The organism is Indolivaga macrotermitis, from assembly GCF_900128985.1.
Lineage (GTDB): Bacteria > Bacteroidota > Bacteroidia > Bacteroidales > Dysgonomonadaceae > Dysgonomonas_A > Dysgonomonas_A macrotermitis.
In genome coordinates this window covers 105,829-117,875 of the sequence record NZ_FQUC01000011.1, presented here as the reverse complement: position 1 = coordinate 117,875, position 12,047 = coordinate 105,829, and the positions used below count along the sequence as shown (strand labels likewise).

At 40.1% G+C, this 12,047-nt stretch carries 7 protein-coding genes; 5 read left to right on the top strand and 2 right to left on the bottom strand.

The features are described from left to right. Positions 1 to 4 precede the first annotated feature (4 nt). The 5 genes from BUC12_RS14145 to BUC12_RS14125 all read left to right on the top strand — a co-directional run bounded on the left by BUC12_RS14145 (position 5) and on the right by BUC12_RS14125 (position 8,437). Complete coding sequence (locus tag BUC12_RS14145; protein ID WP_062178918.1) at positions 5 to 1,525, top strand: RagB/SusD family nutrient uptake outer membrane protein; 1,521 nt, start codon at positions 5 to 7, stop codon at positions 1,523 to 1,525. A gap of 31 nt (positions 1,526 to 1,556) precedes the next feature. Continuing rightward, positions 1,557 to 2,927 carry a DUF5016 domain-containing protein gene (locus BUC12_RS14140; protein ID WP_062178922.1) on the top strand — a complete coding sequence of 457 codons (1,371 nt, stop codon included), beginning with the start codon at positions 1,557 to 1,559 and terminating at the stop codon, positions 2,925 to 2,927. Positions 2,928 to 3,001: 74 nt separating this feature from the next. Beyond that, positions 3,002 to 4,453, top strand: a complete 1,452-nt coding sequence (locus tag BUC12_RS14135) for a glycoside hydrolase family 30 protein (protein WP_062178924.1) — start codon at positions 3,002 to 3,004, stop codon at positions 4,451 to 4,453. A 155-nt stretch (positions 4,454 to 4,608) separates the two neighbouring features. Then, positions 4,609 to 6,060: a glycoside hydrolase family 30 protein gene (locus BUC12_RS14130; protein ID WP_062178927.1), complete on the top strand. Its 1,452-nt coding sequence runs from the start codon at positions 4,609 to 4,611 to the stop codon at positions 6,058 to 6,060. 205 nt (positions 6,061 to 6,265) lie between these two features. Next, positions 6,266 to 8,437: a glycoside hydrolase family 3 C-terminal domain-containing protein gene (locus BUC12_RS14125; protein WP_236689381.1), complete on the top strand. Its 2,172-nt coding sequence runs from the start codon at positions 6,266 to 6,268 to the stop codon at positions 8,435 to 8,437. A 304-nt stretch (positions 8,438 to 8,741) separates the two neighbouring features. Here the strand turns inward: BUC12_RS14125 and BUC12_RS14120 are convergent, their stop codons facing one another. Beyond that, positions 8,742 to 10,691, bottom strand: coding sequence for a beta-L-arabinofuranosidase domain-containing protein (locus BUC12_RS14120; RefSeq protein ID WP_201780488.1), 1,950 nt, complete (start codon positions 10,689 to 10,691; stop codon positions 8,742 to 8,744). A 127-nt stretch (positions 10,692 to 10,818) separates the two neighbouring features. Beyond that, entirely contained in the window at positions 10,819 to 11,970 is a 1,152-nt protein-coding gene (locus tag BUC12_RS14115) for a glycosyl hydrolase (RefSeq protein ID WP_062178932.1), read from the bottom strand. Positions 11,971 to 12,047: the final 77 nt, after the last annotated feature.

Here is a 12,047-nt window from a genome sequence, read left to right as displayed (position 1 = left end):
CACAATGAAATACAATATAAAACATCTACTATGCGGAACTATGGCATGTCTGGCACTCAGCTCATGCAGCAGTTTCCTTGATGAATCCCCCGACTCAGAATTAACCAACGAAAACTGGGGATCGGGTGGCAAAGACAATGCAACCGAGTATACCACAGCTAGTCAAATGGAACAACTTCTGACAGGTGCTTACGGAGATTTTGCAAATGAATTCTGGCAACTCGACTTGTACATAATGAATGATGCTCAAGCTGATAATGCCTATGCCGGAGAACCTAAAGATCAGACTATGCAGATCGACGAACTTCGTATCTCTGCATCGAACGGTAGTGTTAAGAGAGACTGGGGGTACCTGTATTCTCATATATCGAAAGCCAATACTATAATCGAATGGATACCTAAGATCAAAGATTCTGCCTTAACAGAACAACGCAGAAACGAGATCAGCGGTGAAGCTCACTTTATGAGAGCCATCTGTTATTTTTACCTTGTAAGAATATACGGAGATGTACCTTTGATCACACAATACATTCCCGAAATCAGTCTTGGTAATATCGATGAGATATATCCATTACTGTATCCTGAAAAAGAAACAGTCGAAAACATTTATACTCAGATCGTAAGTGACCTCGAATATTCAGAAGCTAATGTTACCGATTATTCGACCAATAAGTTCAAAATCAGTAAAGCATTCGTTCGCTTAATATTAGCTCAGGTATATGCAACCAAAGACGGATTCTCTAATACCGACTGGAACAAAGTAAAACAGTACTCTCAGGCAGTTGTTCAGGATACCCGATATGGTATGCTTGATAATTACAACGATCTGTTTGCTGTTGCCGAAACTCCATCAAATGGAGTACTGCCTAGCGTAAACCTTGTTAATGAGCACAGTAAGGAATCTATTTTCGAAGTAGACTACAATAGTTGGACTACGTTAGGAAACTGGGCTGCACAGATGTTCTACGGCATCGACTGGAAGAAATTCAATACTCCAAGTCAGGATTTATATAAAGCCTTCACATCTGCCGGCGACGTTGTCCGCAGAGATGCTTCGATCATGTTTGGCGACGTAACCGGAAAATGGACTGACAAATACTGGCCATCGAATAAATATCCGTATTGCTATAAATTAAGATCACAAGAAGCCGGAAATATTGTTCTGTTCCGCTTGCCCGAAGCTATCCTGTTATTAGCAGAAGCTGAGAACGAACTGGGTAACCTCAATGAAGCCAAAAACCAGATTAACAAGGTAAGAGCCCGTGCCGAATTAGCTAATACAACAGCAACGTCAAAAGACAATATGAGACTGGCTATCGAAAACGAAAACCGTTTCGAATTTGCTTTCGAAGGTAAAAGATGGATGGATCTGAAGCGTAGAAACCGTTTTAAACAAGTAATGCAATCATGTACCGATCACCAGAGTGAATTTGCATCCAGAATTTCAGATGAAAAATTAATCTGGCCAATACCTCAAAGTGAACTGGACCTGAATGCTAACCTTACCCAAAATCCGGGCTACTAAATAAATACAAAATCTTAAACAGTCAGAATATATGAAATCTATATATAAAAATATTATATGGGGACTTTGCGCCGGGGCACTCTTGTTCACTTCGTGTGAAGATGAAGACTCGCGGACTGTATTCCCTCACTCGACTCCGGTTATCGAGACAGCTTCAATAAATCCTTCGACATTTGCGTACGGAGATTCTGTTACGATAACAGCTAAAGTCTCGGACCCTAAAACGCCTCTTTCCACATTGGAAATGAAAATGGTTGTGAATGATGTACTTGTTGCACAACAAACAATCCGTACAGCAGGAAATAGCGCAGAAGTATCATCCAAATTCAAGGTGACATATACCAGCGAACTGCCCGAGGATGCTAATATAGAAGTGATGTTAACCCTTATTAATGTGGAAGGAGACAAAACTACCGGAAGCATTACAGGTGTAACCGGCAAAAGAACCTATTACAACACATTATACCTTGTACTCGACAGTGGCGAAGTATATCCTTTGACTCCTCAGGGAACAAAATCGGATATATACAAATCGGCTGATGTAATGATTAAGGCCAACAGTATCCGTTACCGTATTGCCCAGAAAATTACATCGGACAACCAGATCGATTTCACAGGCCATGTTTGGGGTAATAAAGGTGGAACTATTCAGTTAGTAGACGAAACAGGCGATTATATTACAACTACCAGTACCGATGTGGATTATATCACAAGTATCGTTTTCGATAACTATATGTTCGAAACCACTCTGAACGGAAGTACACTAAACCCTAATGACTTGGTATTAGACAACTTCGGTGATGTAACAGCAAGCAACGAAGCATTCAAGAAACTATCGCGTTCTTTCGAAAAAAATCAGGAAGTAAATCTGTTTGACGACCTCACAAGCACAGACATAGTATATGACCTGAATTATTTCGAACGTACAGCCGATGATAAAGTGAAATTCATTGGTGATGCAGGCAGCTATGACTTATACTATAGCGAAACCCGTAAAGTAATGATAGTAGACCCGTCCGACAGAGCATATCCTAATGTTCTACTGGCAGCGGGTGAAGGACTGGGTTATCCATCGAAAGTTAAACCGGAAGCACATACTTCATGGGACTTCAATGCTCCGCTGCAGGCTATTGTTTTCCGCAAAGTATCAGCCGATGTATATCAGGCGGTAGTATACTTCGATGCAACGAAAGCTAACTTCAAACCATTCGATAACAGAGACTGGGCCAATGAAAAGAAATCTTCGGATTTCACAATGCCTTCTATTATTGCCAGAGATGTTGATCTGGGTAAAAATGATGGAAACTGGTATGCAGCCGAAGGTGCAGCATCTGGCAACTACCGTATAACTATTAATTTGGCAACCAAAGTAGTTACTGCCGAAAGCGTAACATTGCCTTAAGAGTTAACTCATACAAAATCAATCTCTCTGTCTTTGATACAGAAAACAGAGAGATACCAAAGAAAAAATACCTTATGAAAAAATATTTAATTCCTATATTTTCACTTCTTCTAGCCGTGTCCTGTATCGATTACAATACCGACTCAGGATTCGGGGAAGAAGATCAGCAGCAAAATCCGACAGAGAATAATGCTGTTAGAATGTGGCTCACTACACAATCTAAAGTGTATTTAGACAAAGAACTGGCTATCGATTATTCTAACGACTATACCGACGTTACGGTACGTATCGATCCGTCAGTAAAATACCAGACTATTGATGGTTTCGGTGGTACTCTGACAGGTTCGTCCGCATACTTGCTAATGCAAATGACGGCAGAAGCAAGAACACAAGTACTGAAAGATCTTTTTGATCCGAAAACGGGAGCCGGACTCGAAAGTATCCGTATTGCAATAGGTGCATCCGATTTCTCTATGGACTTATATACCTATTGCGACAAAGAAGGAATTGAAAATTTCGCTATACCTGCAATAGATAAACGCGATCTTCTACCTGTATTGAAAGAAATACTGGCAATCAATCCCAATATCAAATTAATGGCCAGCCCTTGGTCTCCCCCCGCTTGGATGAAAAGCTCGGGTAAACTAAACAACGGGACTTTGAAAGGACCTGAAGTATATGATGACTATGCCACTTACTTCGTAAAATTCATTCAGGCAATGAAAGGAGAAGGAATTACGATCGATGCAATTACCCTTCAAAACGAAGCTGATTTCGAATCGGGAGTACACCCCTCGATGAAAATGACATGGCAGGAGCAAGCCGAAATTATAGGTAAATACATCGGGCCGAAATTTAAAGCAGCAGGTATTACCTCTAAAATACTTATCCTCGATCATAATTTCGACATATACCAATATGCTATCAATGTACTGAATGACGCTGTGGCTAATCCGTATATAGATGGTACAGCATTTCACGGATATGCAGGTACACCATCGGCTATCAATGCTGTAAAGGCAGCATTCCCGACTAAGAGTATTTACGAAACCGAACTGTCGGGAGGTGGCTGGAATACAGGTACCGAAATGGAAACTATGTTTTATTATGTCTCAGATTTTCTTGTTCCCTGTATTCAAAACGGATCGAGCAATTTTATGATGTTCAATATCGCTTTGAATTCACAACATGGTCCAGTTACTCCCGGAGGAGTCTTCTGTGAAGATTGCCGTGGAATTGTCACTATAGATGATAACGATGTGAAGAAAGAACTCGAATATTATATATTAAGCCATTTCAGCAAGGTTGCCCGTACCGGAGCCAAAATGATCGGCACATCTTATACCGGAACATTCCCTGAAGGAGCAACTGCTACAGCGTTCCTGAATCCTGACGGAAGCAAAGGTGTTATAATCGTTAACGAATCGGGTAACAGCCTTAACTTGACAATTAAAGATCAGGAAACCGGAAAACGAGTTATTTATAACATTCCTACAGCTGCTATAGCATCATTTATATTGAAATAATACAGATATTCAAGGGGAGGGAGTCTGCCAAAAACCCCCTCTTCTTAAATAAAACAGCAGTAGGCGTTTACATAGAACACCTTTGGTCCACAAAACGATAGCAACGCTATTTAGTAAACAATAAAAGGTCTGAGACCTTAGATAAAAAAACTCTCATGAAAAAAATTATTATGGCAGCCATGTGCTGTTCGATCTTATTTGCCTGTACCGAAAAATCGTATGTAGAAATATATACAACAACAGCAGATAAGACAATAACCATGCAAAAAGACTCAGTTCTGTTAGTTGCAAGATCAGGCATAGAAGCTGCAACTAATATAATAACACTTCATCCTGAAGAAAAGTATCAGGAGATGGAAGGCTTTGGTGCAGCTATAACAGGCTCAAGTTGCTATAACCTGCTCAAGATGGCACCTGAAGACAGAACTGCCTTATTGAAAGAAACATTCGGTACTAAAGAAGGATATGGCTACAGCTACATTCGTATCTCACTTGGAGCCTCCGACTTCTCTTTGGATGAATACACCTATTGCGATAAACCCGGATTGGAAAATTTCGCTATACACGAAGACGATAAACGCGACCTGTTTCCTATTCTAAAGGAGATCAAAGCAATTAATCCCGATGTTAAGATAATGGCATCTCCATGGTCTTGTCCCAAATGGATGAAAGTAAATAACCTGAAAGACCTGAAACCTTTCGACTCCTGGACCAGCGGGCAACTTAATCCTAAATATTATCAGGATTACGCCACCTATTTTGTAAAATACATTCAGGCAATGGAACAAGAAGGATTCAAAATAGATGCCGTAACAGTTCAAAACGAACCTTTAAATAGAGGTAACTCTATGTCATTGTATATGACTTGGCAGGAGCAACGCGATTTCGTGAGGGATGCGCTAGGTCCACAATTCGAAAAAGCAGGTATCAAAACAAAGATCATAGTATACGATCACAACTACAACTATGATAATGACAAAGCAGAAAATCACGATCAGGGTCAATATCCTTTGAAAATATACGAAGACGAAAATGCAGCCAAATATATCGATGGAGCAGCATACCATGCTTACGGAGGCGAAAAAGAAGAGTTACAAACCATCCACAATACCCGTCCTGATAAAAACCTATACTTCACCGAAATGTCTATCGGACTTTGGGGTGACGGATATTCATTCGGTAAAGACCTGATGTGGAACATGCGCGAAGTTTGCATAGGTACTATCAATAACTTCAACAAAGCCATTATCATGTGGAATTATATGCTGGATGATAAACACGGCCCCGACCGTCCCGGAGGTTGTAACATCTGTCTGGGATGCATTACCATAGATTCTAATGATTACAAAACAATGGATAAGAACAGCCACTATTATACCATGGCTCATCTATCTAAAGTTATCAAACCAGGCAGCTACCGAATCAAATCGGAAGGCGAAACCGTAAAAGGAATACACTACAGCACTTTCGAAAATCCGGATAAAACTTATTCTATTGTTTTGTTGAACGATACCAAAGAGAATCAGGCGATAACGGTAGAATTAGGCGATAAAGCTTTCAATTATAATGTACCTGCAAGCTCTGTTATTTCATGTATTTGGAAATAAGATAGGCTAAGAAAGTAGAATTTGTATTATTTTTGTTCTTAAACTATAACTAACCGGTAAGAGTAAATATTCGAGCAATACCTTATTTACTCTTACTTTAACTATAAAAGAGGCATTGATGCCTTATATAATTATTTAATCCCCTATAATTATGTTGAATCAAGTAAAAATGCTGCTCTGCTTTCTTTTTATTGGTTCCTTCACGATGAATGCAGTCGGGCAAAATGCCTTGCCTGTATATCTGGATGAAAGTAAACCGATAGAAGAACGGGTAGAAGACGCTTTGTCGAGAATGACTCTGGAAGAGAAAGTGGCAATGTGTCATGCACAATCTAAATTTAGCTCTGCAGGTGTTCCCCGCTTGGGTATACCCGAAAACTGGGCTACCGATGGTCCTCACGGTATCCGCCCCGAAGTTCTATGGGACGAATGGGAACAGGCCGGTTGGACTAACGACTCATGTATCGCTTTTCCTGCACTTACAGCATTAGCTGCCACATGGAATAAAGACATGTCGGCACTATACGGAAAGGTTATCGGAGAAGAAGCCCGTTACCGTAACAAAAATATACTATTGGGTCCCGGTGTAAATATTTACCGTACTCCTCTGAACGGTCGTAACTTCGAATATATGGGCGAAGACCCTTTCCTTGCCTCCAAAATGGTAGTTCCTTACATACAAGGTGTACAGGCAAACGGAGTAGCCGCTTGTGTAAAACATTTCGCATTGAATAATCAGGAGGTAGACCGCCACACGGTAAATGTAAACGTAGATGACCGCGCACTATACGAGATATATCTTCCGGCATTCAAAGCAGCCGTTCAGGAAGGTAATGCCTGGGCTATCATGGGAGCCTATAACCGCTACAAAGGCGAATGGGCTTGCCACAACCAATATTTATTGAATGATATTCTTCGTGGAGAATGGAAATTTGACGGAGTAGTAGTATCAGACTGGGGTGGTGTAAACAATACCATGCAGTCTATTTACAACGGTCTGGATATGGAGTTTGGTTCATGGACAAACGGTCTTAGCGAAGGAGCAAGTAATGCTTATGATAACTATTATCTGGCAAAACCATTCTTAAAGCTTCTTCAATCGGGTGAAGTAAAAGAAGAAGAAGTAAACAAAAAAGTACGCAATATACTTCGTCTTGCTTTCCGCACAACAATGAACACAAAACGTCCATGGGGATCATTCGGTACAGCCGAACATGCCGCTGCCGGACGTAAAATAGCAGAAGAAGGAATCGTTCTCTTGAAAAATGACAACAATACACTTCCTATCGATCTGAATAAGACCAAGAAAATACTTGTAGTAGGCGAAAATGCAATAAAGCCGATGACAGTTGGAGGGGGTAGTTCTTCTCTAAAAGCTAAATATGAAATAGCTCCGTTGGACGGGATAATGAACCGTATGGCTAAGCAAGCGGAAATTATCTATGCCCGTGGCTATGTAGGTGACCCGACAAGTGAGTACAACGGTGTAAAATTGAAGAGAGACCTTCATGATGCCCGTTCGGAAGCCGAACTGATCGCTGAAGCTGTTAAATTAGCCAAAGAAGCCGATATTGTTCTATTTATCGGAGGTTTAAACAAAAGCGAAGGTCAGGATTGCGAAGGTGTAGACCGCGAATCATTGGGTTTACCATACGCTCAGGATAAAGTAATTACCGAATTGGCGAAAGCAAACAAGAATCTGGTAGTTATAAATATTTCAGGAAACGCAATAGCTATGCCATGGGTCAAAGAAGTACCTTCTATCATCCAGACATGGTATAACGGAACTGAATCCGGAACAGCCTTGGCTTCAATACTTGTAGGAGATGCAAACCCATCGGGTAAACTTCCATTTACTTTTCCTGTGAAACTGGATGATAACGGTGCCCATAAGCTACATGCTTATCCGGGTGTAGACAAGGAAGCCACTTACAAAGAAAGCATATTTGTAGGCTATCGCTGGACTGATAAGGAAAACATCAAGCCACTATTCAGTTTCGGACACGGTCTCAGCTATACTACCTTTGAGTATGGAAAAGTAACTGCTAACAAAAAAGAATTAGGGTTAAATGACAAAATATCTTTCTCTGTTAAAGTAAAAAATACAGGAAATAGAGAAGGAGCCGAAATCGTTCAACTATATATCAGCGATTTGCAATCGTCACTCCCCCGCCCTCTTAAAGAGTTGAAAGGTTTCGAAAAAGTAAACCTTAAACCAGGTGAAGAAAAAGAGGTTACATTCACTATCGACAAATCAGCATTAAGTTTCTTCGATGCCGATAAACACGATTGGGTAGCCGAAAACGGAGATTTCGATGCAGTAATCGGAGCATCTGCAACGGATATCAAATCTAAAGTAAAATTCACTCTGAAATAAGTGATTTACAATAAAAAAAGACTCCCGGCTTTTGGTTATCTCCAAAAACAGGGAGTCTTTTTTATCTATTTATCAAAGCAATATGGTAATGATAATTTAGAAAAAGATTACATTTCCATTATATTCTTTTCGAAAAAGAAATCCTATGTTTGAAAAGTAATCCCTAAAAATAAACGCAGATGGTTAAATCTATGTTTATTTAATTCTATTTACATGTTCAAACCATTCACTTCATTTAGGTTTCGATCAATAAGCTTCCTTCATAATACGGGAAGCTTATTTTTTTTGACTTTACTTAGAACAATTACTTTTCTACAGGAAAATAGATTGTATAATGCTCATCAGCCACTTCATATAGAGGCATAAACTTTATATTCTTAGCCTGATTTATTGTCCGGTAATGGCTTTGCTTCCAACGAACCAGCTTATATTCCTGCTCGTATTCGGGCGAAAGAATACTTTCGGGTTTAGCGATATCTCCTTTTAACGTTACATCAGAGTCAGCTATTCCGGCTAAAACAATAGGCCCTTCCATATAAGCCACTACATTTTTAGTATCAGGTAATGCTTCTGTGTATATACGTGTCGGAAACTCCACACTAATCTCATCCTTATGCCATGTACGGTTGATACTAAACATTCCGTTGGTAATATTTACGGGTTCTTGTATACCATTTACTTTTATTATTGCTTTTTCTTTCAACCACCAGGGTAAACGCAACTGGAGTGCAAACTGAACAGGAGCATCTGCCTCTACTTTAAATTCGATATTCCAGCGGTTCGCTGCATATTCTTTACTGAATTGGTTCGTCTTAAAATCCTGAGACAATTTCACCGATATATCATCTTTTTTCCAATTGAGATCGGACGGAATATACTGGCTTACGACTATACCATCCGGATTTTCGAAGTATATGTATGCCTGATACCGTGTTTGTGCCTGTACGAGAGAACCATGACAACACCAGAAATCCATTGTAGGGGTTCCCCATCCTCTTTCTCCTCCTTTGGTCTGTCCGGCTGCCATCGGAAGAAAATAGGCAATCATTCCGGTATGCGGATGCTGTTGAGCCAGAATTCCATTATAAATATTACGTTCGATGTAGTCGGCATATTCGGGTTTCCCTGTCCAGCGGAAAAGGTAATCGGCTGTCCTGATCATATTATATACAGTACAATGCTCCTGATTGGTTCCACATAAAAAATTCTTCAGCTGCCCGGGAGCGATCCAGAATTCACCAGCATTCTGTCCTCCTGTACAAAATGACTCGCGCTCTAGAACCGCATTTCGCCAAAAAGCAAGAGTAATATCTTTCCAATAATTATTTCCGGTCACTTCATAGGCTTTTGCCGCTCCGTGTGACCACGGAATACTGGCATTAGCATGATCATTGGATAATGCATCTTTACCATCCTGCAACATCTGAAACAGCCCCGGACTACCGTAACGCTCCATCAAATCGAGATATTTCGAGTTTTTAGTCAAACCATAAAGATCGCCCCACAACTCAAACATACCGCTAGCTTCACCCCTGTATATAGCACCGGCATTACCCTCGTCTATCAGTTTTCCTGTCCACCGATAAAACCAGTCGCTAAACTTGTCAAGTACAACCAAGGCCTGCTCATTGCCACCTATAGTATACATATCATATAATCCCATCATGGTCTTATGTACAGTATATTGTGGCGACCAGATATTCTTACCTTTAGCCATCAGATCAAAATATTTCTCGGGTATAGATGCAGCCCATTCTCCTCCGTTATTTTCCTGACAGAGTGCCAATTCATTAACGATCAAATCAGCTTTCGTCTTTAGTTCCAAATCATTAGTTGCCGCATAAGCATAAGCCGCCGCAGAGAGCCAATGCCCCAGAAAATGACCTCGTAACTGATTAGACGGAGTATCCCAACCCCAATAGAAATCATCGTAGTTTTTTTCGGATGTTACCATCGGATGATCTCCTTTCGAGATAGCAGCCTCAAAATAGAAATTCTGCAACAGCTTATCACTATCGAGACTTATGAGGTATTTCCTGTTCAGATCGTAACGCTCTTTGAATAAACTATTCCGAAGCCGTACCTGATTTACAGGAATCGCTTTTAGCTTGATATCAGCATTATGAAACGATTGTCCGGCTACTTTTACTCCCGATTTTTCTTTACCTGCATCATCTACATGAATTACCTGGGCATTTAAGCCCATATGTATACCGATACATATGAAAGTTACTAGTAATTTTCTGTTTTTCATTGGCTTTTAGTCAAAATAAGTAAAAGATAGTATTTAATGACATGTTTAAAAGTTATAACTAATAGTAATAGCTATACTTGGATAGACAATAAATAGTTCTGTGAACTTAAGGCTAAATATAAATTCTTTATTTCTGTGTTGGTTTCAGATTTACAATATCTTTATTCATTAAGATGCTGTCATTCGCTACAAACGTCTTGAAATCTTCGGCAGAAGGATGTCCGGCAAATGGCACATAGAAGTGTTCTCTCTTATCAGCCTCCCATGCATTCCGCCAGAAAAGCACCCAAGCTACCTTATATTTTTGCAAAGCAGGATATACTGCTTCAGTAAAATAAGTAGGGTCGGTAATACTTTCCATACCGGTCTCTCCTATTGTCGGTAATTTTCCCGATTTTGCAGCATACGATGTTACAATATTCAGGTTTCTGTCCATAGCTTCTTTGTAGGTTGTCAAAGCTGTAGAATCTTTACCGGGCACATAGCAATCGTAACCTATAATATCAACATAGTTATCTCCCGGATAACGTTCCAGAAAATGTGCTTCGTTATCTGTTTCGGAAGGAGAATAAGAGTATAATAAGTTATGTACGTTCTTCTTATCTTTCAAATAATCGACTGTCATTCTCCACAAATCTTTGTATTCTTCGGGTGTACATTGTTTTGCCCCCCACCAGAACCAGCTCCCGGTATGCTCGTGATACATACGGAAAACTACCGGGATAGCTTTTCCCTCATCATCCTTTAAATCCAGAAAGAAATCGGCAACCCTATCCAACCAAGTCAAATATTTGTCATGGTTCGAACCATTAGGAAGGATAGTACGCACTACCGAATCCTGAGCACAATCCCATGATGTGTTTCCTGTTACAATATTATCTCCATGCCAACTGGCCGTAGTAATGCCTCCGCGTTTATATGTTTCTTTGATATATCGTTTCATATCAGAGAAGTAAACCGAGTCGAGATTGAAGTCTGCTCCTATTTCGACATGTCCCAACTCCCAACCGATCAAAGCCGGATAGTCTCCTGTTACATCTTTTACATCAGATCGGCCTTCTTCCTTATACCAATCATGTCCATAAGCCAGAGCATCCTGATGCCCTACCATAGTTCCTTTTTCCATATTAGCAAAAAGGGTATTGTACAATTGAACTGTTTCGACTGTAGCACTCGAATCGATAGGCATCTTTTGATACGCTGTTTCTTGTTTTCCTCCTGATTTACAAGACATCAACCCGATGCCTGCTAATGAAAGTAAAAAAATATATTTCTTCATTTCTCTATCAAGGTCTCAGACCTTTTTTATTGGTTTGGTAAGTAAAACAACAATAATCGGTTATACTCCGAAAATAT

Excerpts from the sequence above, each read along its gene's own strand:
- BUC12_RS14145 (WP_062178918.1), top strand. The coding sequence starts at position 5 with ATGAAATACAATATAAAACATCTACTATGCGGAACTATGGCATGTCTG.
- BUC12_RS14140 (WP_062178922.1), top strand. The coding sequence starts at position 1,557 with ATGAAATCTATATATAAAAATATTATATGGGGACTTTGCGCCGGGGCA.
- BUC12_RS14135 (WP_062178924.1), top strand. The coding sequence starts at position 3,002 with ATGAAAAAATATTTAATTCCTATATTTTCACTTCTTCTAGCCGTGTCC.
- BUC12_RS14130 (WP_062178927.1), top strand. The coding sequence starts at position 4,609 with ATGAAAAAAATTATTATGGCAGCCATGTGCTGTTCGATCTTATTTGCC.
- BUC12_RS14125 (WP_236689381.1), top strand. The coding sequence starts at position 6,266 with ATGAATGCAGTCGGGCAAAATGCCTTGCCTGTATATCTGGATGAAAGT.
- BUC12_RS14120 (WP_201780488.1), bottom strand. The coding sequence starts at position 10,691 with ATGAAAAACAGAAAATTACTAGTAACTTTCATATGTATCGGTATACAT.
- BUC12_RS14115 (WP_062178932.1), bottom strand. The coding sequence starts at position 11,970 with ATGAAGAAATATATTTTTTTACTTTCATTAGCAGGCATCGGGTTGATG.